General features: G+C 65.6%; 21 protein-coding genes. 9 read left to right on the forward strand and 12 right to left on the reverse strand.

The genetic code is table 11. From position 1 onward, the window contains the following. Nucleotides 1-6: 6 nt before the first annotated feature. The 3 genes from HL671_RS16255 to HL671_RS16265 are packed head-to-tail and all read right to left on the reverse strand — an operon-like array spanning nucleotide 7 to nucleotide 3,542. On the reverse strand, nucleotides 7-732 hold the full coding sequence (locus HL671_RS16255; RefSeq protein ID WP_012046898.1) for an ABC transporter ATP-binding protein: 726 nt from the start codon (nucleotides 730-732) through the stop codon (nucleotides 7-9). Next, nucleotides 729-2,498 (reverse strand): branched-chain amino acid ABC transporter ATP-binding protein/permease, encoded by a 1,770-nt coding sequence (locus tag HL671_RS16260; protein ID WP_012046897.1) that lies wholly within the window; start codon nucleotides 2,496-2,498, stop codon nucleotides 729-731. Before HL671_RS16260 ends, HL671_RS16255 begins: the two co-directional genes overlap by 4 nt. 3 nt (nucleotides 2,499-2,501) lie before the next feature. Then, entirely contained in the window at nucleotides 2,502-3,542 is a 1,041-nt protein-coding gene (locus HL671_RS16265) for a branched-chain amino acid ABC transporter permease (protein WP_172236993.1), read from the reverse strand. Between the two features lie 196 nt (nucleotides 3,543-3,738). On the opposite strand from HL671_RS16265, the gene HL671_RS16270 reads away from it, so the two are divergent. Continuing rightward, nucleotides 3,739-4,251, forward strand: coding sequence for a MarR family winged helix-turn-helix transcriptional regulator (locus tag HL671_RS16270; protein WP_012046895.1), 513 nt, complete (start codon nucleotides 3,739-3,741; stop codon nucleotides 4,249-4,251). A gap of 19 nt (nucleotides 4,252-4,270) precedes the next feature. On the opposite strand, the gene HL671_RS16275 is transcribed toward HL671_RS16270, so the two are convergent. The 9 genes from HL671_RS16275 to HL671_RS16315 form a co-directional block, all read right to left on the reverse strand. After that, complete coding sequence (locus HL671_RS16275; RefSeq protein ID WP_012046894.1) at nucleotides 4,271-5,551, reverse strand: glycerate kinase type-2 family protein; 1,281 nt, start codon at nucleotides 5,549-5,551, stop codon at nucleotides 4,271-4,273. Nucleotides 5,552-5,579: 28 nt separating this feature from the next. Then, nucleotides 5,580-6,803 (reverse strand): ABC transporter substrate-binding protein, encoded by a 1,224-nt coding sequence (locus HL671_RS16280; RefSeq protein ID WP_172236994.1) that lies wholly within the window; start codon nucleotides 6,801-6,803, stop codon nucleotides 5,580-5,582. A 252-nt stretch (nucleotides 6,804-7,055) separates the two neighbouring features. Next, nucleotides 7,056-8,279, reverse strand: coding sequence for an ABC transporter substrate-binding protein (locus HL671_RS16285; RefSeq protein WP_172236995.1), 1,224 nt, complete (start codon nucleotides 8,277-8,279; stop codon nucleotides 7,056-7,058). 325 nt (nucleotides 8,280-8,604) lie between these two features. Beyond that, nucleotides 8,605-9,819, reverse strand: a complete 1,215-nt coding sequence (locus HL671_RS16290; protein WP_012046891.1) for an ABC transporter substrate-binding protein — start codon at nucleotides 9,817-9,819, stop codon at nucleotides 8,605-8,607. Between the two features lie 19 nt (nucleotides 9,820-9,838). Next, the gene (locus HL671_RS16295; RefSeq protein ID WP_012046890.1) at nucleotides 9,839-10,855 is read right to left on the reverse strand and encodes a branched-chain amino acid ABC transporter permease; all 1,017 of its coding nucleotides are present in this window, start codon (nucleotides 10,853-10,855) and stop codon (nucleotides 9,839-9,841) included. A gap of 2 nt (nucleotides 10,856-10,857) precedes the next feature. After that, nucleotides 10,858-11,736: a branched-chain amino acid ABC transporter permease gene (locus HL671_RS16300; RefSeq protein WP_012046889.1), complete on the reverse strand. Its 879-nt coding sequence runs from the start codon at nucleotides 11,734-11,736 to the stop codon at nucleotides 10,858-10,860. Between the two features lie 13 nt (nucleotides 11,737-11,749). Then, nucleotides 11,750-12,460 carry an ABC transporter ATP-binding protein gene (locus HL671_RS16305; protein ID WP_012046888.1) on the reverse strand — a complete coding sequence of 237 codons (711 nt, stop codon included), beginning with the start codon at nucleotides 12,458-12,460 and terminating at the stop codon, nucleotides 11,750-11,752. Beyond that, complete coding sequence (locus HL671_RS16310) at nucleotides 12,457-13,254, reverse strand: ABC transporter ATP-binding protein (protein ID WP_012046887.1); 798 nt, start codon at nucleotides 13,252-13,254, stop codon at nucleotides 12,457-12,459. Before HL671_RS16310 ends, HL671_RS16305 begins: the two co-directional genes overlap by 4 nt. Before the next feature lie 69 nt (nucleotides 13,255-13,323). After that, the gene (locus HL671_RS16315; RefSeq protein WP_041751051.1) at nucleotides 13,324-14,196 is read right to left on the reverse strand and encodes an IclR family transcriptional regulator; all 873 of its coding nucleotides are present in this window, start codon (nucleotides 14,194-14,196) and stop codon (nucleotides 13,324-13,326) included. A 211-nt stretch (nucleotides 14,197-14,407) separates the two neighbouring features. On the opposite strand from HL671_RS16315, the gene HL671_RS16320 reads away from it, so the two are divergent. The 8 genes from HL671_RS16320 to HL671_RS16355 all read left to right on the forward strand — a co-directional run bounded on the left by HL671_RS16320 (nucleotide 14,408) and on the right by HL671_RS16355 (nucleotide 25,689). Beyond that, nucleotides 14,408-16,501, forward strand: a complete 2,094-nt coding sequence (locus HL671_RS16320; RefSeq protein ID WP_012046885.1) for a 3-hydroxyacyl-CoA dehydrogenase NAD-binding domain-containing protein — start codon at nucleotides 14,408-14,410, stop codon at nucleotides 16,499-16,501. A gap of 184 nt (nucleotides 16,502-16,685) precedes the next feature. Next, the gene (gene pimA / locus HL671_RS16325; protein ID WP_172236996.1) at nucleotides 16,686-18,347 is read left to right on the forward strand and encodes a dicarboxylate--CoA ligase PimA; all 1,662 of its coding nucleotides are present in this window, start codon (nucleotides 16,686-16,688) and stop codon (nucleotides 18,345-18,347) included. A gap of 22 nt (nucleotides 18,348-18,369) precedes the next feature. After that, nucleotides 18,370-19,557: an acetyl-CoA C-acyltransferase gene (locus HL671_RS16330; RefSeq protein WP_172236997.1), complete on the forward strand. Its 1,188-nt coding sequence runs from the start codon at nucleotides 18,370-18,372 to the stop codon at nucleotides 19,555-19,557. 198 nt (nucleotides 19,558-19,755) lie between these two features. After that, nucleotides 19,756-20,946 (forward strand): pimeloyl-CoA dehydrogenase large subunit, encoded by a 1,191-nt coding sequence (gene pimC / locus HL671_RS16335; RefSeq protein WP_012046882.1) that lies wholly within the window; start codon nucleotides 19,756-19,758, stop codon nucleotides 20,944-20,946. 144 nt (nucleotides 20,947-21,090) lie between these two features. Beyond that, nucleotides 21,091-22,233, forward strand: a complete 1,143-nt coding sequence (gene pimD / locus HL671_RS16340) for a pimeloyl-CoA dehydrogenase small subunit (protein WP_172236998.1) — start codon at nucleotides 21,091-21,093, stop codon at nucleotides 22,231-22,233. A 252-nt stretch (nucleotides 22,234-22,485) separates the two neighbouring features. Beyond that, nucleotides 22,486-23,259 carry an SDR family NAD(P)-dependent oxidoreductase gene (locus tag HL671_RS16345; RefSeq protein ID WP_172236999.1) on the forward strand — a complete coding sequence of 258 codons (774 nt, stop codon included), beginning with the start codon at nucleotides 22,486-22,488 and terminating at the stop codon, nucleotides 23,257-23,259. Nucleotides 23,260-23,590: 331 nt separating this feature from the next. Then, the gene (glpK, locus tag HL671_RS16350) at nucleotides 23,591-25,093 is read left to right on the forward strand and encodes a glycerol kinase GlpK (protein ID WP_012046879.1); all 1,503 of its coding nucleotides are present in this window, start codon (nucleotides 23,591-23,593) and stop codon (nucleotides 25,091-25,093) included. Nucleotides 25,094-25,095: 2 nt separating this feature from the next. Beyond that, nucleotides 25,096-25,689: a GNAT family N-acetyltransferase gene (locus tag HL671_RS16355; protein ID WP_172237000.1), complete on the forward strand. Its 594-nt coding sequence runs from the start codon at nucleotides 25,096-25,098 to the stop codon at nucleotides 25,687-25,689. The last annotated feature ends 186 nt before the right edge of the window (nucleotides 25,690-25,875 follow it).

Genomic DNA, 25,875 nt, shown 5'->3' on the forward strand with positions numbered 1-25,875 from the left:
TCAGGCTCAGCTGGCCGCCGCCTCGGCAAAGCCCAGATAGCTCGCCGCGACGCGTTGGTCAGTCGCGATCTCGCTGGCCTTGCCATTGAGCACGAATTCGCCGAGCTCCATCACATAGGCGCGGTCGGCGACCTTCAGCGCAGCCTTGGCGTTCTGCTCAACCAGCAGCACCGAGACGCCTTCCTCGCGCAGCTTGGCGACGATCTCGAAAATGCCGGCGACGATGATCGGCGCCAGCCCGAGGCTCGGCTCGTCCAGCATCAGCATCTTCGGCGCGCCCATCAGCGCGCGGCCCATCGCCAGCATCTGCTGCTCGCCGCCGGACAGCGTGCCGGCAAGCTGCTTGCGCCGCTCCTTCAGTTTCGGGAACAGCGTGTAGACGTGCTCGAAGCCTCTGGCAGCATGCGCCTTCGACATTCTGAAAGCGCCGAGCTGCAGATTGTCCTCGACATTCATGCTCGCGAACAGCTCGCGATGCTCCGGCACCAGACAGAGGCCGCGTGCGACGCGGTCCTCGATCTCGTAGCGGGCCAGGTCCTCCCCCAGGAACGAGACGCGGCCCTTGAGCGGAAACACGCCCATGATGGCGCTGAGCAGCGTCGTCTTGCCGGCGCCGTTGGCGCCGATGATGGTGACGATCTCGTTCTCGGCGACGGTGAGCGAGACGGACCTGACCGCTTCGACCTTGCCGTAGGAGACGTGCGCGTCGGTGACTTCCAGCAAGGTGCTCATGCGGTGGCTCCGAGATACGCCTTGATCACCTCGGGATTGGTTTTGATCGCGGCTGGTGTGCCCTCGGCGATCTTGGTGCCGAAATCGAGCACCACGATGCGGTCGGCGAGGTCCATGACGAAGCCCATGTCGTGTTCGACCAGCAGCACCGACATGCCGCCGGCGCGGAGGTCGCGCAGCAGCGCGCCAAGGCGCTGCTTCTCCATGTGGCGCAGGCCTGCGGCCGGCTCGTCGAGCAGCAGCAGCATCGGATCGACGCACAGCGCGCGGGCGATCTCGACGATGCGCTGCTGTCCGAGTGAGAGCGAGCCGGCGAGCTGGTGCATCTGGTCGCCGAGCCCGACGCGCTCGATCTGGCGCGCCGCCTCCGCGAGCAGCTTGGCCTCGTCGCCGCGGTCGAGCCGGAACATGCTGGAGAGCGCATTGGAATGGCCGCGCAGATGCGCGCCGATCGCGACGTTCTCCAGCACCGTCATGTCCGGCACCAGCTTGACGTGCTGGAAGGTTCTGGAAATGCCGAGCTTGACGACATCCTGCGGCGGCGCGTTGCCCACGGCCTTGCCGAGCACGGAGATGTTGCCGGAGGTCGGCGGCAGCACCCCGGTGATCAGGTTGAAGGTCGTGCTCTTGCCGGCGCCGTTGGGGCCGATCAGCGCCACGATCTCGCGGGCCTGGACGTCGAACGAGACGTTGTTGACCGCAACCACGCCGCCGAACTGCTTTCGTGCGTTGTCGACCTGCAGCAGCACGCTTGGCGCCGAGGCGGAGCGCGCCCGGGCCGGCAGCGCGATCGAGGTGTCGGGCTTCTTGGCGAGCGGCTTGAACGGCAGCCGCGCGGTCAGCCAGGGCCACAGGCCGGTCGGCGCGAGCTGCAGCAGGGTGACGAGGAGGATGCCGAACACGATGGTCTCGAGCTGGCCTTCGCCATGCAGCAGCAGCGGGAGGTAGCTCTGCAGCACCTCCTTCAGGATCACGACGATCGCCGCGCCCAGCACGCCGCCCCAGACATAGCCGGCGCCGCCGACGACCGCGACGAACAGATATTCGATGCCGGCCTGGGCGCCGAACGGCGTCGGGTTCACGGCGCGGGTGAAGTGCGCATAGAGCCAGCCGGACAGGCCGGCGAGCACGGCCGCGTAGATGAACACCAGCAGCTTGGCGCGCGGCGAGTAGACGCCGAACGCCTCGGCCGCGATATGGCCGCGGCGCAGGGCCCGGATGGCGCGGCCGGTGCGCGAGTCCAGCAGGTTCATCGTCAGCAGCGCTGCGATCAGCACGGCGGCCCAGATCGCGAAATAGATCGTGCCGGGATCGAGCATCTTGAGGCTGCCGATCGAGAGCGGCGGGATGCCGGAGATGCCGTCATTGCGGCCGAGGAAGGCGAGCTTGCTGAAGAGATAATACAGGCCGAGACCCCAGGCGAGCGTGCCGAGCGGCAAGTAATGCCCGGACAGCCTGACGGTGACGAGGCCGAGCAGCACCGCCGCAAGGCCGGAGACCAGCAGCGACAGCGGCAGGGTCAGCCAGGGCGAGACGCCGTACTGCGCCGACAGCACCGCAGTCGTGTAGGCGCCGAAGCCGACGAAGGCGGCCTGGCCGAACGAGGTGAGACCGCCGACGCCGGTCAAGAGCACCAGGCCCATCGCGACCAAGGCGGACAGGCCGATATTGTCGAGCAGGACGATCCAGAACGGCGGCACGCCCGGGATGAACGGGATCGCCGCGACGAGGACGGCAAAGACGATGAGAGGCCAACGCTCGCGCACGGCTCAATCCTTCTCTTCTTCGACCGCGGGCGCGGCGAGCGAACGCAGCAGCAGGACCGGGATCAGCAGCGTGAAGACGATCACTTCCTTGAAGTTCGAGGCGTAGAACGAGGAGAACGCCTCGACGATGCCGACGACAAGGGCAGCCACAGCGGTCAGGGGGTAGCTGATCAGGCCGCCGATGATCGCGGCGATGAAACCCTTCAGGCCGATCAGGAAGCCGGTGTCGTAATAGAGCGTCGTGATCGGGACGATCAGGATGCCGGAGAGCGCGCCGATCGTGGAGGCCAGCAGGAAGGCGATCTGGCCGGACAGCGTGGTGCGGATGCCGACGAGACGGGCGCCGAGCCGGTTGACGGCGGTGGCGCGCAGCGCCTTGCCGTACAGGGTCAGGCCGAAGAACAGCCAGAGGCCGACGATGAAGGCGATGGTGATGCCGTAGACCGCCATGCCCTGGCCGGTGAAGCGCAGCGAGCCGAGCGTCGCGCTGGCGGTGAGCAGGGTCGGGCCGCGCTGGCCCTCGGCGCCGAAGAACAGCAGGCCCAGGCCCTGCAGCGCCAGATGCACGCCGACCGAGGCGATCAGCAGCACCAGCACCGAGGTGTGGGCGAGCGGCTGGAACACGATGCGGTACAGCGACAGACCGATGCTGGCCACGATCAGCAGCGACAGCACCAGGCTGACGCCCGCCGGCATGCGCTGGTCAGCGGCCCATAGGCTGGCCAGCAGAACGACCACCGGAAAGACCATGTTGAGGCCGAACGTTCGCGCGATCTTCGGCACGTGCAGCGTCTTGCGCATCGCATAGAGGTCGAAGGCAAACGCGATGAGGCCCATCACCACGGCAAGCTTCGCCGTGCCCGGCATGCGGCCGGCGGCGAGCGAGGCGTAAGTGAGCGCGCCATAGGTGACGAATTCGCCCTGCGGGATCAGGATCACCCGGGTGACGGCAAATACCAGTACCAGCGCCAGCCCAAGCAGGGCATAGATCGCGCCGTTGGTAATGCCGTCCTGCAACAGGAACAGCAAGATCGTTGTGTTCAAGACAGGACGCTCCCCCTCTGTGATGGCCGGATGCGGGCGGCGCCGCGCGCCTTCTCGCCGGCCGGGCAGTTGAATTCGCCTGCCCGTGTTTGGTATAGTGGATAACAATTATCGATTATAATCTCAAGGCCGCTGTTCCGGCTGCGGCATTCGAGACCAGGGATGGAAGCAGGTGCGATGATCTTGGCGGTTTGTGATGGCCGATAGCGCCAAACCCGTCAGCAGGCCCCACAGGGAAAGCCGAAAGGAAGCTGCCGTAGCCGTCGACGAGACGCAAGCGGTCCAGCTCGGCGAGCTCTCCGATCTGCTCGGCTATGTGCTGAAACGGGCGCAGTTGAAGGTGTTCGAGGACTTCCTGCGCTGCGTTGCGCCGCTGCAGCTGACGCCGGCCCAGTTCTCGGTGCTGCTGCTGCTCGACGGCAATCCCGGTCGGAACCAGACCGAGATTGCCAATACGCTGGGCATTCTCAGGCCGAACTTCGTCTCGCTGCTGGACAGCCTGGAAAGCCGCGACCTCTGCTCGCGGGTCCGCTCTGCCAATGACCGCCGCTCGCACATCCTGATGCTGACCGACAAGGGGAGAAGCGTGCTGGCGCGGGCCAAGAAGCTGGTCGTGACCAAGCATGAGGCGCGGCTGAACGAGCTGCTCGGTCCGGACGGTCGCGAGACGCTGCTGGCGATGCTGACGAAGATCGCCGAGGACTTCTGAGGGCGCCGATCGGGCGCCCTCAATCGACCAGGATCACGCGGACGTCGTTGACATTGGTCAGCGTCGGGCCGGTCTGCAGCAGGCCGCCGGTTGCCGCGAAGAACGCGGTGGCGTCATTGTTGGCGAGATAGGCCTGCGGATCCAGGTGCTGCGCCCGCATCGCCGCGATGACCTCGGCATCGACCAGCGCGCCGGCCGGATCGGAGGCGCTGCCGCCGCCGCCATCGGCGCCGTCGGTGTCGCCGGCGAGCGCCGCGACGCCCTCCATGTCCTGGAGCAGGTCGGCCAAGGCGAGGGCGTATTCCTGGTTCGGCCCGCCGCGGCCCTGGCCGCGCACGGTCACCGTGAGCTCGCCGCCGGAGATGATTGCCATGCGGCGGCCGAGCGCGCGCGCCTCGCGCGCCAGCTTGGCGTGATCGGCCGCGACCTCGCGCGCCTCGCCCTCGAGATCGGCGCCGAGGTCGAGCACGTCGTAGCCGGCGTTTCTGGCGCTGGCCACGGCAGCCTCCAGCGCGGAGGCAGGGCGCGCGATCAGCTCGAACGAGGCGCGGGCGAAGGCCGCGTCGCCCGGCTTGCAGCTCTCATTGGCCGCATCATCCAGCGCCCGGGCGATCGCCGGGTCGATCTCGAGCTGGTACTTCGCAATGATCGCGCGGGCATCGGCCAGCGTGGTCGGATCCGGCACCGTCGGCCCCGAGGCAATGGCCGAGGGATCGTCATGCGGCACGTCGGAGATCGCGAGCGTGACGATCTCCGCCTTCTGCCCGGCCCGGGCCAGCCGGCCGCCCTTGATGCGCGACAGATGTTTCCTGACGGTGTTGATCTCGCCGATCGGAGCGCCTGAGCGCAGCAGCGCGCGGGTCAGCTGTTGCTTCTGCATGAAGCTCACGCCATGCGCCGGCGCAATCCAGTTGGCGGAACCGCCGCCGGACAGCAGCACCAGCATGAGGTCGTCGGTCTCGGCGGTTGCGGCGAGCTGCAGGGTCTCGTCGGCGGCCTTCAGGCCGGCCTCGTCCGGCATCGGGTGCCCGGCTTCGATCACCTTGACCCGCCGGGTCGGCACGCCATGGCCGTGACGGGTGGTGGCGATGCCCGCCAGCCGCGCCGGATCGACCTTGAGCGTGTCGAGGTAGTGCCGCTCGGCGGCGAACGCCATGGCGGCCGCGCCCTTGCCGGCGGCGAGACAGATGATCCGCCCCTTCGGAGCGGCCGGCAGATAGGCCGGCAGCACGATGTCGGGATGAGCGGCGGCGACCGCGGCATCAAAGATGGCGCGCAACAACGGACGGCGGCTGCTCATGCGGCGCCGCCCGCGTCGGTGAGGCGGCTTACTTCAGCTCGCCATTCATGACCTCGCCGAACAGCTGCCACCGCTCGCCCTTGAACTGCATCAGTTGCAATTGCTCGATCGGCTGGAAATCGTCGGGCCCCGTGGTCAGCGTGACACCGGGCAAAAGCCCGCCTTGCGCAAACTGCTTCAGGCTTGCCGCCTGTTTCATGACGTTGGCGCGGGTCAACTCGTCGCCGCATCGCTTCAGCACCTCGACCATTGTGGTGGCGATGTTGTAGCCGGTCAGCGCCGACGAATCCACGGGGTTGATCTCGGGCAGATATTTGGCCAACAGTTCCTTGAACGCGCCCAGGCCTGGGTCATTGGCCCATTGCGGATCGGATGCATCCTTGGCGTAGGCGGCCGAGATCACGCCTTGTGAGTTCTCGACACCGGCCGGCCGCATCACCGCCGCCGTCGAGGCGCTGACATTGGAAATGATCGTGAGCGGCTTCCAGCTCATCTCGCCGAGCTTCTTGATCGCCTGGGCGCCGGATTTCGGCGTCGTGAACAGCACCACGATGTCGGGATTGGCCGACTTCATCTTGACGATGTGCGACTCCACCGTGGGCTCGGCGATCTCGTAGCTCTCCTCCAGCACCAGCCGCGATGGATCCCCGAGCCCGTCCTTGAGGCCCTTGAGATAGTCCTTGCCCATGTCGTCGTTCTGATACAGCACCGCGATCTTGCCGCTCGGCTGCTGCGCCGTGAGATATTTGGCGTAGATGCGGGCCTCCGACTGGTAGCTCGGCAGCCAGCCCATGGTCCAGGGAAAGGTCTTCGGCTCGTTCCACTTGGTGGCGCCGGTCGCGACGAACAGCTGCGGCACCTTCTTGGCGTTGAGATATTTCTGGATCGCCGTGTTGGGCGCGGTGCCGAGCACGCCGAACAGGAACAGCACCTCGTCGCTCTCGACCAGCTTGCGCGCCTGCTCCACCGTCTTGGGCGGCGAATAGGCGTCGTCATAGGAGATGAAATTGATCTTGCGGCCATTGATGCCGCCCTCATCATTGACCTTTTTGAACACGGCCGTCATCGCCTTGCCGACCGAGCCATAGGCCGATGCCGGGCCGCTATAGGGCACGATGTTGCCGATCTTGATCTCGGTGTCGCTGGCGCCGGTGTCGTACTTCTTGTCGGCATATGCGCTGCCGGCCGCGGCGCCGACCAAGGCGAGGCCGAGCAGGCTGGAGACGGTGCGGCGGGTGAGGGCAGTGGTCACGTGGGGGACTCCTTCTGGGCCTTGGAGCTTGGCCTTGTTGTTGGATCCGCCCGCAGCGCGGGCGACTCGTTTCACTCCGAACGAGCCCCCAATAGCGCAGCAGCGTCCGGCAGGTAACTGCCGCCGGCGCATGCCCGCCTGTCTTTCTCCTGCTAGCTTAAGAAATCATTGGCAAAGATCGCCGAGATGTTGGGAGACAGCGACTCCTGCGGCGCGACGCCGCAGGAGTCAGGTTACATCTGCGCCCTGAGATCAGCCGCCGACATCGGCCGAGATGACGTCGCCGAACAGTTCCCACTTCTCGCCCTTGAAGCGCATCAGCTGCAGCTGGCTCACCGGTGCGAAGTCGGTCGCCGAGGTGTTGATCGTGATGCCCGGCAGCAGCATCTCAGTCCGGAAATTGCGCAAGGATGCGGCCTGCTTCATCACGTTCTCACGGGTGAGGTCGTCACCGCACTGCTTCAGCACCTGCACCAGGGTCTGCGCCACGGCGTAGCCGACGACAGTGCCGCCGTCGAGCTTGTCGCCCTCCGGGAACTCCTTGGCCATGAAGTCGAGGAACTGCTTCATCCCCGGGTCGTCCTTCCACTGCGGATCGGAGACGTCCTTCAGATAGGCGGCCGAGATGATCTCCTGCGAGTTCTCGAAACCGGCCGGCTTCAGCACGCTGCCGACCGAGGCCGAGACGTTGTTGAGCAGGTGCAGCGCCTTCCAGTCGATCTCCTTCACCTTCTTGATCGCCTGCGCGGCGAATTTCGGCGTCGTGATGTTCATGAAGACGTCGGCGCCGGTCGATTTCAGCTTGACGATGTGGCTGTCGATCGTGGGCTCGGTGGTCTCGTAGCTCTCCTCCATCACGATCATGCTGGCGGCCTTGGCGCCGAGCCCGTCCTTGAGGCCCTTCAGATAGTCCTTGCCGTAATCGTCGTTCTGGTACAGCACCGCGATCTTGGCGCCGGGTTTCTCCTTCAGGAGATATTTGGCATAGATGCGCGATTCGGCCTGGTAGCTCGGCTGCCAGCCCATGGTCCACGGGAAGTTGGATGGATCGTTCCACTTGGTGGCGCCGGTCGCGACGAACAGCTGCGGCACCTTCTTGGCGTTCATGTATTTCTGGATCGCGCTGTTCGACGGCGTGCCGAGCGAGTTGAAGATCAGGAGCACCTCGTCGCTTTCGACCAGCTTGCGCGCCTGCTCGACCGCCTTGGGCGGGGAATAGGCGTCGTCATAGGAGACGAAGTTGATCTTGCGGCCGTTGATGCCGCCTTCGGCGTTGATCTTCTTGAAGTAGGCGGCCTCCGTCTTGCCGATGATGCCGTAGGCCGAGGCCGGCCCGCTATAGGGCATGATGTTGCCGATCTTGATCTCGGTGTCGGAAGCGCCGGTGTCATATTTCTTGTCCGCGGCGAATGCGCTGCTCGAGGCGAGGACGATGGCGGCAGCGGAGGCGAGGGCTGCCCTGCGCGTGATCATCATGGTGCGTATCTCCCGTATTGGTTCTGGATGACGTGTCGTGGCTTCCTTGTCGGAAGCTCTTGTTAGCCTGCGAACTATAGCAGAGCGGGGGAGCCACGGCTGCGACATCGCGGCACGGGCCGTGTTTTCGCGGCCGGCGTTGGCCGCCTCGATGTGCAGCTGCGAGATCGGCAATCTCGGCGAGCGCTTGCTCTGCAAGAACAGCCTGAGATCAGTAAAGCGGTGGCGATGCACCGGCGGACGCAATGGCGACGCGGCGCAACAAAAAGCCCCCCGCGCGCTGGCGCGGAGGGCAGGGCAGACAGAGCTGCTGGCTGACGCAGGATTACTCGATGGCGCCGCTGATCGCCTCACCGAACAGCTCCCATTTCTCGCCCTTGAACCGCATCATCTGCAGCTGGTCGATCGGGGCGAAGTCGGTCGCCGAGGTGTTGATCTTGACGCCGGGGAGCATGGTATCCGGCGTGAAATCCTTCAGGCTGGCCGCCTGCTTCATGACATTGGCGCGGGTCAGATCGTCACCGCACATCTGCAGTACCTTCACCAGCGTCTGTGCTGCGCCGTAACCATACACCACTGAGCTGTCGAGCTTGTTGGCGTCGGGATAATACTGCTGCAGGAACTCGAAGAACTTCTTCATGCCGGGATCGTTGTCCCACTGTGCGTCGGCAGCGTCCTTGGCATAGGCTGCCGAGAGGATGCCCTGCGAGTTCTCGAAGCCGGCCGGCTTGATGACGCTGCCGACCGAGGCCGATACGTTGACGACGAGATGCAGCGGATGCCAGTCGATCTCGGCCAGCTTCTTGATCGCCTGCGCCGCGAATTTCGGCGTCGTGACGCTGAAGAACACGTCGGCGCCCGATGCCTTCAGCTTGACGATGTGACCGTCGATCGAGGGCTCGGAGGTCTCGTAGCTCTCCTCCATGACGATCATGCTCGCGGCTTTGTCGCCGAGACCGTCCTTGAGGCCCTTGAGATAGTCCTTGCCGAAATCGTCGTTCTGGAACAGTACGCCGATCTTGGCGCCCGGCTTGTCCTTCAGCAGGTACTTGGCGTAGATGCGGCCCTCGCTCTGGTAGCTCGGCTGCCAGCCCATGGTCCAGGGGAAGTTCTTCGGATCGTTCCACTTGGTGGCGCCGGTCGCGACGAACAGCTGCGGGATCTTCTTGGAGTTGAGATATTTCTGAATCGCCGAGTTGGAGGGCGTGCCGAGCGGGTTGAAGACCAGCAGCACCTCGTCGCTTTCCACCAGCTTGCGCACCTGTTCGACCGCCTTGGGCGGCGAGTAGGCGTCGTCATAGGTGACGAAGGTGATCTTGCGGCCGTTGATGCCGCCTTCGGCGTTGATCTTCTTGAAATACGCTTCCTCGGTCTTGCCGATCACGCCATAGGCGGATGCGGGTCCGCTATAGGGCATGATGTTGCCGATCTTGATCTCGGTGTCGGACGCGCCGGTGTCGTACTTCTTCTGGGCGAGTGCGCCGCCCGAGGTGAGTGCGATGACCGCCGTCGCGAGCGCGGCGATTCGTAATTGTTGCATCACGTGCAAGATGTCCTCCTTAGGTCTTACGGACTTTGCTCAGCAGCTGCTGAGCCACCATCGCCACCTGCCGCGCGCCGTGCGGCACGAGGAAGATGATGAGGAACAACAGGACGCCGAACACCGCGCCGGACAGGCCCTTGGAGATGCCCTCGGCGATGTTCGGAACGAAGATGATGAAGGCGGCGCCGATGAAGGAGCCGGGCAGCCAGCCGACGCCGCCGACCACCATGCCGAGGAACAGCGAGATGGCGAGGACGATGGTGTAGCTGTCGGGCGCGACGAACTGCACCGCGATGGCGCCAAGACCGCCGGCCACGCCGGTGATGCCGGCGCTGACGCCGAATGCCAGCGTCTTGTAGGTGGCGACGTCGATGCCCATCGCGGAGGCCGCGATCTCATTGTCGCGGATCGCCATGAAGGCCCGGCCGGAGCGCGAGCGCAGCAGGTTCACCGAGAAGATGTAGATCGCGATCGTGATCGCCAGCGTGAAGTAGTACAGCCACATGTCCTGCGACATCGGCAGACCGAACGGCGCGTCCGGCTTGGTCACGACCAGGCCCTGCACGCCGCCGGTCCAGTGCTCGAAGAAGCCGAGCTTCAGGATCTGCGGCATAGCGGTGGCGAGCGCGAAGGTTGCCAGCGCCAGGTACACGCCGGACAGCCGCAGCGCCGGCTGGCCGAACAGGAAGCCGAACCCGAAGCAGACGACGCCGGCGACCGGCAGGGTCAGCGCGTAGTTGATATTGTACTGCTCCATCAGGATCGCTGACGTATAGGCGCCGACGGCATAGAAGGCGCTCTGGCCGAGCGAGAACTGGCCCGAGCCGCCGGTCAGGATGTTCAACGCCAGCACCGCGAGGCCGTAGATCAGCAGCATCGTCATCTGGAAGATGATGAAGTTCTTGACGAACAGCGGCACGACCAGGAGCAGCAGCACGACGACGAAGGCCGTGCCGGAGCTGAGGGTCATGGCCCGCTTCGGAACCGCCTCGACCGCGGGCGCCTGAGACCCGACTTCCTCGATTGCGCTCATGATCAGACTCGCTTCACGATGTTGCGGCCGAACAGACCGGCGGGTTTGACGACCAGGACGGTGATGATCAGCGCCAGTGCGATCGGGAGCTTCATCTCATTACCGACATGAGGGATGTAGGTGCCGGCGAGGTTCTCGAAGATGCCGACCAGGAAGCCGCCGAGCACGGCGCCGAACGGGCTGGTGAGGCCGCCCAGCACAGCCGCGGCGAAGCCGTAGATCAGCACGCCGCCCATCATGTTGGGCTCGAGGAAGACGACGGGCGCGATCAGCATGCCGGCGATCGAGCCGATCGCCGCCGCCATGCCCCAGCCGAGCGCGATCATCCAGGAGGTGTTGATGCCGACGAGCCGCGCGGATTCAGGAACCGAGGCCGCCGCCCGCATCGCCAGGCCGATGCGGGTGTACTGGAAGAATACGTAGAGCCCGATCAGCAGCAGCACAGTGATGCCGATCATGCCCGCTTGATGGGTCGAGATCAGCTGGCTGCCGAGGAACGGTGTCGAGCCGAACGGCGTCGGATATTGCTTGATCGTGAAGTCCCAGATCAGCCCGGCGCAGGAGTTGATGATCGAGAACAGCGCGATGAAGCCGGCGACCTGGGTCAGGATCGGCGCCTTCGCCAGCGGCTTGAACAGCACCCGCTCGATGACGATGCCGCCGGCGAAGGAGAACGCCAAGGTGAGCACGAAGGCGCCCCAATAGGGCACGCCCCATTGCATCAGCTGCCACGACACGAAGGTCGAGAACATCGCCATCTCGCCTTGCGCGAAGTTGAGATGGTCGATCGCCTGGTAGATCATCACGACCGCGAGCGCCATGCAGGCATAGATCGCACCGGTCGCGATTCCGGCCAGGACCTGGTTGGTGAAAAGCTCCATTGTCCCGACTCCGTCAGTAGCCCAGATAGGATTTGCGGACGTTCTCGTCCTGCGCGATGTCCTTGGCCGCGCCGGACATGACGATGCGGCCGGTCTCGATCACATAGGCCTGGTCGGCGAGTTCCAGCGCGAGTTGCGCGTTCTGCTCGACGACGAGGATCGACACCTTCTCGTCCCGGTTGATCCTGCCGAGGATCTGGAAGAGATCGCGCACGACCAGCGGCGCCAATCCGAACGACGGCTCGTCCAGCAACATCAGGCGCGGCCGCAGCATCAGCGCGCGGGCCACCGCCAGCATCTGCTGCTCGCCGCCGGACAGCGTGCCGGCCTGCTGCGTATGTCGCTCCTTCAGCTTCGGGAAGTAGCCATACATGCGCTCGATATCGGAGCTGATCGCCTTGTCGGTCCGGGTGATGGCGCCGAGCTGCAGGTTCTCCTCCACGGTCATTGTCGTGAAGGTGCCGCGGCCCTGCGGCACATGGGCGATGCCGAAGCGGACGATGCTCTCGGTCGACTTGTTGTTAAGCGGCTTGCCGTCGAACTCGATCGCCCCGGTGGAGCGGACCATGTTGCAGATCGCGCGCAGCGTGGTGGTCTTGCCTGCGCCATTGGCGCCGAGCAGCGTCGTCAGCGAGCCCTCGTTGAGCGAGAAGGAGAGGCCGTGCAGGGCCTGGACCTGGCCGTAATAGGCGCGCAGATCCTTGACGTTGAGAAGCGGCGTCATTGATCCTTGCTCCCCAGATAGGCCTTGATGACGTCAGGGTCGGCCTGCACCTGGGCCGGCGTGCCCTCGGCCAGCTTGCGGCCGAAATTGAGCGCAACGACGTGATCGGCAATCGACATCACGAGTCCCATGTGATGCTCGACCAGCAGCACCGTGATCTTACGGTCGTCGCGGATGCGACGGATCAGGTCGCCGAGGACGTAGACCTCCTCGTGGTTGAGACCGCCCGCGGGCTCGTCGAGCAGCAGGATCTTCGGATCGGCCGCCAGCGCGCGCGCCAGCTCGACGCGCTTCTGGGTGCCGAATGGCAGGCCGGAGACGGTGCGGTGGGCGACGCTTTCGAGATCGAGATAGGCTAGGATCTCCTGCACCTTGGTGTTCACCGCGGATTCGCTGCGCCGGACCCAGGCGAGCCGCAGCGAATCGGAGATGATGTCGCTGGAGGTGCGGGCATGGGTGCCGACGCGGACATTGTCGAGCACGGAAAGGTTTGGAAACAACGCGACGTTCTGGAACGTCCGCCCGATGCCGATCTCGGCGATCCTGTGCGGCGGCCGCGACAAAATGCTGCGGCCTTCCATCAGGATGTCGCCGGCGGACGGCTGATACAGCCGGCTCAGGCAGTTGAACAGCGTGGTCTTGCCGGCGCCATTCGGGCCGATCAGTCCGAGGATCTGTCCCTGGTGCATGTCGAACGACACGCCGGCGAGCGCGACGATGCCGCCGAACACGACGTTGACGTCACGCACCGCGAGCAACGGATCGCTGCTGCGAGCAAGTTGCGCCTGCGTCATGTCGTCTCGCCCACCATAACGATCAGCGAGACGGAAGGATGCTGCGCCGGACTGGCGTGACCATGCAGGCTATCTGATACCCTCGGCAACACGGGCAAGTTTTCCTCCTGGCTTCTGCTTTTTGCTTGGTTCTTTGTTTGGCTGATTAGTTGCCGGCGCTAATCCGCCGACTGCCGCTTCGATGTTTCTTACCATCGCGAGCAGACGAGGTCCAATGTCGGTGCGCAGCCGCTCTTCCGTGAAGCGGAATGCAGGCGCGCCGCAATTGAACGCGTAAGGGCCAGTTCCGTCGTTGAGCTTCATCGCGACGCCCACCGCATGGACGTCGTCCTGCCACTCGCCGGCCGAGATCGTGAAGCCGTAGCGGGCGACAGTCTCGCCGGATCGTTCGATGCCTTCGCGGATCTTCGGCCAGCGGCTGCCGTAGTGCTCGCGCAGCTCGCGCATCAGCACGGCGCGTTCCTCCTCGGAGAGCGCCCAGATATAGGCACGCCCCATCGCGGTCGTCGCGATCGGGATGCGGGATCCGACGTCGAGTTGAACATTGACGACGCCATGCCGGCTCTGCCCGATATAGATCATGCTGAGACGGTCGCGGCCGCCGATTGCGACCGCCCCGCCGGTCTCGCGCATCAGTTGCTCGCGGAACGGCTCGGAGAGATGACGCACGCCGAGATTGGCGAGCGCGGCATAGCCGAGCAGGAGGGCGGACGGCGCCAGCTGATATTTCTCGAAGCGGGGGACCGGGGTGAGATAGCCGAGCTTGGTCAAAGTGTAGGTCAGCCGGGACACGGTGGCCTTGGGCAGGTTGGTGCGCGCGGCGATCTCCTGGTTGCCCAGCAGTCCGTCATTGGGCCTGAAGGCCCTGAGCACCTCGAGGCCGCGCGACAACGCAACGACGAAGTTGCGATCGGTCGCAGCTTTCTTCCCTGGGCGTTTCATGTCATCGGCTATTGATTGAGAGCCTCGTTGACAACGCTCGTGCTTCAAAATAACCCTGGCTGTCAAGATGTGGAATTAGATTTCGCACTGCGGAATTGAGCCTTGGCAGCGACTCAACGCAAGCAAGGCTGATACTCCGCGCAAATGAAGAGCCAAGAAGTCGCCGGGGCGTTAACCGGCAACAAAGAAACGACATCCCAAGGAGCCTAGCGTGAGCGAAGTGGCAAAGCTTGATCGTCATGATATCGTCGGCATCGTCACCATCGACAGTCCGCCCGTCAATGCGCTGAGTGCCGCAGTTCGCGGTGGTATCCTGGACAACGTCAAAGCGGCCATTGCTGATCCCGAGATCAAGGTCATCGTTCTGACCTGTGGCGGGCGCACCTTCATCGCCGGCGCCGACATCACCGAGTTCGGCAAGCCGCCGAAGCCGCCGGCGCTCAACGACGTGCTGAGCACGATCGAGAACAGCCCGAAGCCGGTGATCGCCGCTATTCATGGAACGGCGCTGGGCGGTGGTCTCGAGGTGGCGCTCGCCTGTCATTATCGTGTCGCCACCAAGGACGCGAAGCTCGGCCTGCCCGAGGTGAAGCTCGGTCTGCTGCCGGGGGCGGGCGGAACGCAGCGCCTGCCGCGGGCCGTCGGTCCGGAACTCGCCGTGAAGATGATCGTCGGTGGTGATCCGATCGGTGCCGCGGAGGCGCACAAGGCGGGGCTGATCGAGGAGATCGTCGAGGGGCCCGCGTCAGGGGCCGAAGCCTTTGCGCGCAAGGTGGTGGCGGAGAACCGTCCGCTGCGCAAGCTGCGCGACGATGATTCCAAGCTGGCGGCGGCCAAGGCTGACCGTTCGATCTTCACCAATGCGGTCGCTGCGATCACCAAGAAGTCGCGCGGCCTAGAAGCGCCGTTCGCCGCGGCCGATGCCGTCGGCTATGCGATCGACCTGCCGTTCGACGAGGGCCTGAAGCGGGAGCGGGAGGGCTTCCTCAAGCTCCTCACCAGCGACCAGTCCAAGGCGCAGCGCTATGCCTTCTTCGCCGAGCGCGAGGCTGCCAAGATTGCCGGCGTGCCCGAGGGCACCAAGGGCCGCAAGGTCGATCGCGTCGCGATCATCGGCGCTGGCACGATGGGCGGCGGTATCGCGATGTCGTTTGCCAATGCCGGCATCCCGGTGACCTTGATCGAGACGGCCGAGGAACAGCTCAAGCGCGGCATGGGCGTCATGCAGAAGAACTGGGAGGCGACCGCCGCGCGCGGCGGCATCCCGGCGGATGCGCCGGCCAAGCGCATGGCGCTGATCGACGGCAAGGTCGGGCTCGAGCACGTCAAGGATGCCGACCTCGTCATTGAGGCCGTGTTCGAGACCATGGCGGTGAAGAAGGAAGTGTTCGGCAAGCTCGATCAATACGCCAAGCCCGGCGCGGTGCTCGCGTCCAACACCTCCTACCTGAACATCGACGCCATCGCCGCAGAGACCAGCCGTCCGCAGGACGTGCTCGGCATGCACTTCTTCTCGCCGGCGAACGTGATGAAGCTGTGCGAGATCGTCCGCGCCGAGAAGACGGCGCCGGATGCGCTGGTGACCGCCGTGTCGATCGCGCGCAAGATCGCCAAGGTGCCGGCGGTGGTCGGCGTCTGCGACGGTTTCGTCGGCAACCGCATGCTGGCGCAGCGTGGCAAGCAGGCCGAGAAGCTGCTGTTCGAAGGCGCGCTGCCGCAGCAGGTCGACGCCGTCGTCACCAAGTTCGGCATGCCGATGGGCCCGTTCGCGATGGGCGATCTCGCCGGCCTCGACATCGGCTGGCGCTCGCGCAAGGACCGCGGCATCAAGAGCGAAATCGCGGACGCGCTGTGCGAAGCCGGTCGTTTCGGCCAGAAGACCGGCAAGGGCTACTACAAATATGAGGCCGGCTCGCGCGCGCCGTTGCCGGATCCCGACGTCGAGAAGCTGATCGACGAGACGCTCGCCAAGCTCGGCCTGAAGCGCCGCGCAGTCAGCGACGAGGAGATCCTCGAGCGCATGATGTATCCGATGATCAATGAGGGCGCGAAAATCCTCGCCGAGGGGATCGCCGCGCGTCCGTCGGACATCGATGTCGTCTGGCTGTACGGCTATGGCTGGCCGATCTATCGCGGCGGCCCGATGTACTGGGCGGACAGCGTCGGCCTGAAGCATATCGCCGAGCGCCTCGCCTTCTATGCCAAGGAGACGAACGATCCGTCGCTGGAGCCGGCGCCGCTGCTCAAGAAGCTCGCTGACGAGGGCAAGACGTTCGCGTCGCTGGCCCAGGGGAAGGCCGCTTGAGGTCGAAGTTTCACTGTTGCTCCGTGCGCAGGCGCGCTCCCCTCCCCCTTGCGGAGAGGGGACGGGGGTGGGGGTCCACAGCGGCGGTCTCGCCTGGGGCCACCCCCTTCCCTGACCCTCCCCCACAAGAGGGGAGGGAACGCAAAGAGCGGGGCTGCCTTCCGGCAAGAAACACAGAGTCCTCATGACCCATCCCGGCGAGCAGTTCTATCCCGAAGGCGTCCGCTGGGACGCGCCGATCGCGCGCGGCACCTTGCCGGAGCTGCTGGCGAAAGCGGTGAGCGACTTCGGCGATCGCGGCGCACTCGAATTCCGCGACCGTCCGATCAGCTTCAACGCGCTCGCCGGGCTCGTCGACCAGGCTGCGGCCGCGTTCCTGCGTGCGGGCTTTGGCAAGGGTGCCTCGATCGCGCTCTTCCTCGGCAATTCGCCGGACCATCCGATCAATTTCTTCGGCGCGCTCAAGGCCGGTGCCCGCGTCGTGCATCTGTCGCCGCTCGATGGCGAGATCGCGCTGTCGCATAAGCTCAGCGACTCCGGCGCACGTATCCTGGTGACGTCGAACCTGTCGGCTCTGCTGCCGATGGCGCTGAAGTTCCTGGAAAAGGGCCTGCTCGATCGCCTGATCGTCTGCGAGGATGATCATTGGGGCCAAGTCGGCACGCCGCAGACGGCGTTGCCGGACAGCCCCGCTGTGATCACGCACCGCGCCTTCGTCGATGGTGCCGTTGCGCCCGCCGTATGGCCCGCCATCTCGCCCGATGACATCGCGCTCTTACAATACACCGGCGGCACCACCGGCCTGCCCAAGGGCGCGATGCTGACCCACGGCAATCTCACCTCGGCGGTCTCGATCATCGAGATCTGGAGCCGCGCCACCCGCACCCGGAGCGAGGGGGGCGACCGCGTCATCTGTGTGCTGCCGCTGTTCCACATCTATGCGCTGACCGTCGTACTGCTGACCGCGTTGCGCATCGGCAGCCTGGTATCGCTGCATCAGCGCTTCGATCTCGAGGCCGTGATGCGCGATATCGAGCACAAGCGCGCGACCTATTTTCCCGGCGTGCCGACGATGTGGATCGCGATCGCCAACCTACCCGATCTCGACAAGCGCGATCTGTCGTCGCTGACCAGCGTCGGCTCCGGCGGCGCGCCATTGCCGGTCGAGGTTGCCCGCATCCTCGAGCGCCGCGTCGGCATGAAGCTGAAGAGCGGCTGGGGCATGACCGAAACCTGCTCGCCCGGCACCAGCCATCCCAAGGAGGGCCCCGACAAGCCGGGCTCGATCGGCATCGCGCTGCCCGGCATCGAGATGGACGTCGTGTCGCTCGAAGATCCAACCAGGGTGCTCGGCGTGAACGAGGTCGGCGAGATCCGCGTCAAGGGACCGAACGTGACCAAGGGCTACTGGAACCGGCCGGAGGAGACGGCGCAGTCCTTCGTCGGCGACCGCTTCCTGACCGGCGACATCGGCTATGTCGACGCCGACGGCTTCTACTTCCTGGTCGACCGCAAGAAGGACATGATCATCTCCGGCGGCTTCAACGTCTATCCGCAGATGATCGAGCAGGCGATCTACACCCATCCTGCGGTGCAGGAGGTCATCGTGATCGGCATTCCCGACGCCTATCGCGGCGAGGCGGCCAAGGCCTTCATCAAGCTGCGCGACGGCTTTGCGCCGTTCCCGGTCGAGGATCTGCGCGAATTCCTCACCGGCAAGCTCGGCAAGCACGAGCTGCCGGCGGCGGTCGAGTTCGTCGACGAGCTGCCGCGCACGCCGGTCGGCAAGCTGTCGCGTCACGAATTGCGCCAGCAGCAATCATCCACGTCTCACAGCAAACATTAGCAACAACAACAGGAGGTCGCCCATGACCGATGCCGTCATCGTTTCCACCGCCCGCACGCCGATCGGCAAGGCCTATCGCGGCGCGCTCAACGCCACCGGCGGCGCCACCCTGCTCGGCCACGCCATCGGCGAGGCCGTCAAGCGCGCCAAGGTCGATCCGGCCGAGGTCGAGGACGTCGTGATGGGCGCGGCCCTGCAGCAGGGCTCGACCGGCGGCAACATCGCGCGCAAGGCGCTGTTGCGCGCCGGCCTGCCGGTGTCGGTCGGCGGCACCACGATCGACCGCCAATGTGCCTCCGGCCTGCAGGCGATCGCGCTCGCCGCGCGCTCGGTGATCTTCGACGGTGTCGAGATCGCGGTCGGCGGCGGTGGCGAATCGATCTCGCTGGTCCAGAACGACAAGATGAACGCGTTCCAGGCCACCGATGCGGCGCTGCTGGAGATCAAGGGCGACGTCTACATGCCGATGATCGATACCGCCGAGATCGTCGCCAAGCGCTACGGCATCTCGCGCGAGAAGCAGGACGAATATGCGCTGGAAAGCCAGCGCCGGACGGCAGCGGCGCAGCAGGGCGGCAAGTTCAACGACGAGTTGGCGCCGATCACCACCAAGATGGCCGTGACGGACAAGGCCACCGGCAACGTCTCGTTCAAGGACATCACGTTGTCGCAGGACGAGGGTCCGCGCCCCGAGACCACGGCTGAAGGCCTCGCCGGCCTGAAGGCCGTGCGCGGCGACGGCTTCTCGATCACCGCCGGTAACGCCAGCCAGCTCTCCGACGGCGCCTCCGCCTGCGTGATCATGAGCGACAAGGAAGCCGCCAAGCGCGGCCTGCAGCCGCTCGGCATCTTCCGCGGCTTCGTCTCGCATGGCTGCGAGCCCGACGAGATGGGCATCGGCCCCGTCTTTGCTGTGCCGCGTCTGTTGAAGCGCCACGGCCTGACCGTCGACGACATCGGCCTGTGGGAGCTGAACGAGGCGTTCGCCGTGCAGGTGCTGTATTGCCGTGACAAGCTCGGCATCGACCCGGACAAGATCAACGTCAATGGCGGCGCCATCTCGGTCGGCCATCCCTATGGCATGTCGGGCGCCCGCTTGACCGGCCATGCGCTGATCGAAGGCCGCCGCCGCAAGGCGAAGTATGCCGTCGTCACCATGTGCGTCGGCGGCGGCATGGGCGCCGCCGGCCTGTTCGAGGTGCTGCAGTAAGGAGTTGCGTGAGGCGGGCGTGCCGCAATCGCCGCTCCACCTCTCCCCGTCGGGGAGAGGTCGGATCGCGAAGCGATCCGGGTGAGGGGACGGTCCCTCGTTGGACCGTAACCCCTCACCCCAGCCCTCTCCCCATGGGAGAGGGGGCGCACCGCCTCCGCGGATATATCGAGTCTTATAGACACACGGGAGGATCCGATGGATCTTGCATTCACGAAGGAAGAGCAGGCGTTCCGCGAGGAAGTGCGGCAGTTCTTCAGGGACAATGTCCCGCCGGAGACGCGCCGCAAGATGATCGAGGGCCGCCATCTGTCGAAGGACGAGATGGTGACCTGGTGGCGCATCCTCAACAAGAAGGGCTGGGGCGTCTCGCACTGGCCGGAGGAATATGGCGGCACCGGCTGGAGTTCGGTGCAGCACTACATCTTCAACGAGGAGCTGCAGGCCTATCCTGCGCCGCAGCCGCTCGCGTTCGGCGTCAGCATGGTCGGCCCGGTGATCTACACCTTCGGCAATGAGGAGCAGAAGAAGAAGTACCTGCCGCGCATCGCCAATGTCGACGATTGGTGGTGCCAGGGTTTCTCGGAGCCGGGTTCGGGCTCCGACCTCGCTTCGCTGAAGACCAAGGCCGAGCGCCGCGGCGACAAGTGGATCATCAATGGCCAGAAGACCTGGACGACGCTCGCCCAGCACGCCGACATGATCTTCTGCCTGTGCCGCACCGATCCCTCCGCCAAGAAGCAGATGGGCATCTCCTTCATCGTCTTCAGCATGAAGTCGAAGGGCGTCACGGTGCGTCCGATCCAGACCATCGACGGCGGCCGCGAGGTCAACGAGGTGTTCTTCGACGACGTCGAGGTGCCCTACGAGAACCTGATCGGCGAGGAGAACAAGGGCTGGGACTACGCCAAGTTCCTGCTCGGCAATGAGCGCACCGGCATTGCCCGGGTCGGCGTCTCCAAGGAGCGCATCCGCCGCATCAAGGAGCTGGCGGCGAAGGTCGAATCCGGCGGTCGTCCGGTGCTGGAGGATCCGTCGTTCCGCGAGAAGCTCACGGCCTGCGAGGTCGAGCTGAAGGCGCTCGAGCTGACGCAGCTGCGCGTCGTCGCTGACGAGGGCAAGCACGGCAAGGGCAAGCCCAACCCGGCCTCCTCGGTGCTGAAGATCAAGGGCTCCGAGATCCAGCAGACCACGACCGAACTGCTGATGGAGGTGATCGGCCCGTTCGCCGCGCCCTACGACGTCCATGGCGACGACGACAGCAACGAGACCATGGATTGGACCGCCCAGATCGCGCCGAGCTACTTCAACAACCGCAAGGTCTCGATCTACGGCGGCTCCAACGAGATCCAGCGCAACATCATCGCCAAGGCGGTGCTGGGGCTCTGAGGTTTGAGCCGCAGCGCTTCGATAACGCACGCCGTCATGGCCGGGCTTGACCCGGCCATCCACGCGAAGCCCGCGAAGGCGCGACGTGGATGCCCGCGACAAGCGCGGGCATGACGGAGAATGGGGATATTGGAGAGTCAACCAATGGATTTTGATCTTACCGAGGAGCAGCGCCTCCTCAAGGACAGCATCGACGGCCTCTTGGCGGATGCCTATGACTTCGACAAGCGCAAGCTGTACATGAAGGAAAAGGGCGGCTGGAGCAAAGCGATCTGGTCCAAGCTCGCCGAGCAGGGCCTGCTCGGCCTGCCGTTCTCCGAGGAAGACGGCGGCTTCGGCGCCGGCGGCGTCGAGACCATGATCGTGATGGAGGCGATGGGGCGCGCGCTCGTGCTCGAGCCGTATCTCGCGACCGTGGTGCTCGCCGGCGGATTCCTGCGCCATGGCGGCTCGGCGGCGCAGAAGGCCGCGCATCTGCCGGGCATCATCGACGGCAGCAAGACCTTCGCCTTCGCCCAGCTCGAGAAGCAGTCGCGCTACGACCTGTTCGACGTTGCGACGTCGGCGAAGAAGAAGGGCGATGGCTATGTCATCGACGGCGAGAAGTTCGTCGTGCTCAATGGCGAGAATGCCGACACCCTGATCGTGACCGCGCGCACCGCTGGTGGCCAGCGCGACAAGAGCGGCATCGGCGTGTTCATCGTGCCGGCCGGCGCCAAGGGCGTCACCCGCAAGGGCTATCCGACCCAGGACGGCCTGTACGCCGCCGACATCAGCTTCACCGGCGTCGAGGTCGGTGCTGATAGCGTGATCGGCAACCCGGCGAACGGCCTGCCGCTGATCGAGCGCGTCGTCGACGAGGCCCGCATCGCATTGTGCGCGGAGGCCGTCGGCCTGATGGACGAGTCGCTCAAGACCACGGTCGAGTACATCAAGACGCGCAAGCAGTTCGGTGTCGCGATCGGCTCGTTCCAGTCGCTGCAGCACCGCGCCTCCGACATGTTCGTGGCGCTGGAGCAGGCGCGCTCGATGTCGATGTTCGCGACCATGGCCGCCGAATTCGACGACGCCAAGGAGCGCGCGACCTCGATCGCCGCGGCGAAGGTGCAGATCGGCAAGTCCGGCAAGTTCGTCGGCCAGCAGTCGATCCAGCTCCATGGCGGCATCGGCATGACCATGGAGGCCAAGATCGGCCACTACTTCAAGCGCCTGACGATGATCGAGACCACCTTCGGCGACACCGACTACCACATGCGCCGCGTCAGCGAGGCGGGTGGGTTGATCTAGGTCGACAGGTTCCTCCGTCATTGCGAGGAGCGAAGCGACGAAGCAATCCAGAGTCGCGCGTGAGGCCCTGGATTGCTTCGCTTCGCTCGCANGTGAGGCCCTGGATTGCTTCGCTTCGCTCGCAATGACGGCGGAGCCAGATTTCGTAACCCGGATGAGCGCAGCGACATCCGGGTTCATCTCGGCAGCTCGTGAGACCCCGGATGTCGCTGCGCTCATCCGGGCTTCGAGGCCGCTGCGGAGGAGCAGAACATGACCCCCAACCCCTTCAACCTCGCCGGACAGGTCGCCGTCATCACCGGTTCGAGCCGCGGCATCGGCCGCGCGTCGGCTGAGTTGCTCGCGCAGCTCGGCGCCAAGGTCGTGATCTCCAGCCGCAAGGCCGAGGCCTGCGAGGAGGTCGCGAACGGCATCCGCGCCCATGGCGGCGAGGCCCATGTCATTCCCTGCAACATCTCGCGCCGCGCCGAGGTCGACGCGCTGATCGACGGCGCCGTCAAGCAATACGGCCAGGTCGACATCCTCGTCTGCAACGCCGCGGTCAATCCGTATTACGGCCCGCTGCTCGATATCTCCGACGAGGCCTTCGACAAGATCATGGCCTCCAACGTCAAGAGCAATCTCTGGCTCTGCGCCAAGGCGATCCCGCCGATGGCGGCGCGCGGCAAAGGCTCCGTCATCATCGTGTCCTCGATCGGCGGGCTGCGCGGGTCGACCGTGATCGGCGCCTACGGCATCTCCAAGGCGGCCGACTTCGCGCTGTGCCGCAGCCTCGCCGGCGAATGGGGCCCGCAGGGCGTGCGCATCAATTGCGTCGCGCCCGGCCTGATCAAGACCGACTTCGCCCGCGCGCTGTGGGAGGACGAAGCCCGCTTGAAGCAGCGCTGCGCCACCACGCCGCTGCGCCGCATCGGCGAGCCGCACGAGATCGCCGGCGCCGTCGCCTACCTCGCCTCGGACGCCTCGACCTTCATGACGGGGCAGACCATCGTCGTCGACGGCGGCGTGACCACGGCGGCGGTGTAGTCGTCCATCCACACGACGTCTGCACCTCTCCCTCGCGGCCATCGCGTAGCGATTGCCTGGAGCGGGAGAGGGGGGTTGCGCGAAGCGCAACCGGGTGAGGGGTCTCTCCTCATACTCAGAGCTCAAGTGTGGCACCAACCCCTCACCCGAATGAGCTTGGAGCGTCCGCCAGTGTAGCCCTCTCCCACAAGGGGCGAGGGCGCAGTCATGCGCAGCGGAGCCGACTTCCGCTGCAGCGTGCGGGCGGCGCGTGACCCCAACCTCCTTGACCTTCCCGTCCCAATCCGCTTGCTTGTCGCCAACGTCGTCAACTTCCCGGGAAGAAACCCCCATGTCCTTCGTGCTGGCCATCGATCAGGGCACCACGTCCTCGCGCGCGATCGTGTTCCGCTCCGACATCTCGATCGCCGCGGTCGCGCAGCAGGAATTCCCGCAGCATTTCCCGGCCTCGGGCTGGGTCGAGCACGAGCCGGAGGACATCTGGACCTCGACGGTGATGACCTGCCGCGACGCGCTGGACAAAGCCGGGATCAAGGCCAAGGACATCGCCGCGATCGGCATCACCAACCAGCGCGAGACGACCGTGGTGTGGGACCGCGCCACCGGCCAGGCGGTCCACCGCGCCATCGTCTGGCAAGACCGCCGCACCGCCGACATTTGCGCCAAGCTCAAGGCCGACGGCTACGAGCCGGATGTCAGCGCCAAGACCGGCCTGATCATCGATCCCTATTTCTCCGGCACCAAGGTCGCCTGGATCCTCGACCACGTTCCGGGCGCGCGCGAGCGGGCCGAGCGCGGCGAGCTGTTGTTCGGCACTGTCGACTGCTACCTGCTGTGGCGCCTGACAGGGGGGCGGGTGCACGCGACCGACGCCACCAATGCCTCGCGCACGCTGCTGTTCAACATCCACACCGGGCAGTGGGACGACACGCTGCTGAAGCTCCTGCGCGTGCCGCGCTCGATGCTGCCCGAGGTGAAGGACTCGTCCGCCGAGTTCGGCACCACCACGCCGGACCTGTTCGGCGGTCCGATCAAGGTCTCAGGGATCGCCGGCGACCAGCAGGCGGCGACCATCGGCCAGGCCTGCTTCACGCCCGGCATGATGAAGTCGACCTACGGCACCGGCTGCTTCGCGCTGCTCAACACCGGCGCCACGCCGGTGAAGTCGAACAACAAGCTGCTGACCACCATCGCTTATCAGCTGGGCGGCGTCAGGACCTACGCGCTCGAAGGCTCGATCTTCGTCGCCGGCTCGGCGGTGCAGTGGCTGCGCGACGGGCTCGGCATCATCAAACATGCCGCCGAGACCGGCCCGCTCGCCGACAAGTCCGATTCGATGCAGTCGGTCTATCTGGTACCGGCCTTCGTCGGCTTGGGGGCGCCGTATTGGAATCCGCGCGTGCGCGGCGCGCTGTTCGGGCTGACCCGCAACACCGGCCCGGCCGAGCTTGCGCATGCGACGCTGGAGAGCGTCTGCTACCAGACCTATGATCTGTGGGCGGCGATGCGCGCCGACTGGCCAGATGCGTCGGCGGCCACCATCGTGCTGCGCGTCGACGGCGGCATGACCGCCTCCGATTGGACCATGCAGCGCCTCGCCGACCTGCTCGACGCGCCGGTCGACCGTCCGATGATCCAGGAGACCACCGCGTTAGGAGCCGCCTATCTCGCCGGCCTCAATGCGGGCGTCTATCCGGAGCCGGAAAAGTTCGCCGACAATTGGCGGCTGGAGCATCGCTTCAAGCCGGCGATGAGCGCGGCCACGCGCCAGCGCAAGCTGGCCGGCTGGGCCCGCGCGGTGAAGGGCGTGTTGGCGAGCGACGAGGGCGAGTAGGGATGTCCATTCCTGACGGTTATTTCGATATCCCGCTCGGTAAGATCGCCGCGATCGTGACTTCGCTCGAGATGCTGGCGCCACCAGTGCTGCCGCCCGATCCGGCCGGCGACTGGAGCGTTCGCCGCGTCGCGCAGCCCGGTCTCGACTGGTACCGCGACCTCTACAGCCGCGTCGGCCGCGAATGGCTGTGGTCGCAGCGCCTGCGGATGAACGACGCCGAGCTCGCCGCCACTATCCGCGCTGACGGCGTCGAGATCTACACGCTGGCGCATGATAGCGGCGACGAGGCCCTGCTGGAGCTCGACTTCCGCAACAAGAACGAGTGCGAGCTGGTGCTGTTCGGCGTCACGTCGAAGCTGATCGGCACCGGGGCCGGCCGCCTGCTGATGAACCGCGCGCTGCAGCGCGCCTGGGCGCAGCCGCTGACGCGGCTCTGGGTGCACACCTGCAGCTTGGATCATCCGCGCGCGCTGGCCTTCTACCAGCGTTGCGGCTTCCGCCCGTATCGTCGCCAGATCGAGCTTGCCCCGGATCCGCGGCTCGACGGCACCCTGCCGCGCAATGTCGCGGCGCATGTGCCGCTGCTCGGCTAGGTCGGGCCTGCCCGTGATGAACCGATCGCGAAGCTCCAATCTCGGTCGTCATGCCCGGGCTTGACCCGGGCATCCATGTTCGGCGTCGCGAGAGACGTGGATGGCCGGGACCAGCCCGGCCATGACAGCGGAGAGCGTGAGCCAATGCGGGTGACAGCAGCCGCAAATGGCGCTTCAATGCCGCGC

Origin of the sequence: Bradyrhizobium denitrificans (assembly GCF_013179005.1) — a bacterium.
GTDB classification, from domain to species: Bacteria; Pseudomonadota; Alphaproteobacteria; order Rhizobiales; family Xanthobacteraceae; genus Bradyrhizobium; species Bradyrhizobium denitrificans.

Excerpts from the sequence above, each read along its gene's own strand:
- HL671_RS16255 (WP_012046898.1), bottom strand. The coding sequence starts at position 732 with ATGAGCACCTTGCTGGAAGTCACCGACGCGCACGTCTCCTACGGCAAG.
- HL671_RS16270 (WP_012046895.1), top strand. The coding sequence starts at position 3,739 with ATGGCCGATAGCGCCAAACCCGTCAGCAGGCCCCACAGGGAAAGCCGA.
- HL671_RS16275 (WP_012046894.1), bottom strand. The coding sequence starts at position 5,551 with ATGAGCAGCCGCCGTCCGTTGTTGCGCGCCATCTTTGATGCCGCGGTC.
- HL671_RS16285 (WP_172236995.1), bottom strand. The coding sequence starts at position 8,279 with ATGATGATCACGCGCAGGGCAGCCCTCGCCTCCGCTGCCGCCATCGTC.
- HL671_RS16290 (WP_012046891.1), bottom strand. The coding sequence starts at position 9,819 with ATGCAACAATTACGAATCGCCGCGCTCGCGACGGCGGTCATCGCACTC.
- HL671_RS16295 (WP_012046890.1), bottom strand. The coding sequence starts at position 10,855 with ATGAGCGCAATCGAGGAAGTCGGGTCTCAGGCGCCCGCGGTCGAGGCG.
- HL671_RS16300 (WP_012046889.1), bottom strand. The coding sequence starts at position 11,736 with ATGGAGCTTTTCACCAACCAGGTCCTGGCCGGAATCGCGACCGGTGCG.
- HL671_RS16305 (WP_012046888.1), bottom strand. The coding sequence starts at position 12,460 with ATGACGCCGCTTCTCAACGTCAAGGATCTGCGCGCCTATTACGGCCAG.
- HL671_RS16310 (WP_012046887.1), bottom strand. The coding sequence starts at position 13,254 with ATGACGCAGGCGCAACTTGCTCGCAGCAGCGATCCGTTGCTCGCGGTG.
- HL671_RS16315 (WP_041751051.1), bottom strand. The coding sequence starts at position 14,196 with ATGAAACGCCCAGGGAAGAAAGCTGCGACCGATCGCAACTTCGTCGTT.
- pimA (WP_172236996.1), top strand. The coding sequence starts at position 16,686 with ATGACCCATCCCGGCGAGCAGTTCTATCCCGAAGGCGTCCGCTGGGAC.
- HL671_RS16330 (WP_172236997.1), top strand. The coding sequence starts at position 18,370 with ATGACCGATGCCGTCATCGTTTCCACCGCCCGCACGCCGATCGGCAAG.
- pimC (WP_012046882.1), top strand. The coding sequence starts at position 19,756 with ATGGATCTTGCATTCACGAAGGAAGAGCAGGCGTTCCGCGAGGAAGTG.
- pimD (WP_172236998.1), top strand. The coding sequence starts at position 21,091 with ATGGATTTTGATCTTACCGAGGAGCAGCGCCTCCTCAAGGACAGCATC.
- HL671_RS16345 (WP_172236999.1), top strand. The coding sequence starts at position 22,486 with ATGACCCCCAACCCCTTCAACCTCGCCGGACAGGTCGCCGTCATCACC.
- glpK (WP_012046879.1), top strand. The coding sequence starts at position 23,591 with ATGTCCTTCGTGCTGGCCATCGATCAGGGCACCACGTCCTCGCGCGCG.
- HL671_RS16355 (WP_172237000.1), top strand. The coding sequence starts at position 25,096 with ATGTCCATTCCTGACGGTTATTTCGATATCCCGCTCGGTAAGATCGCC.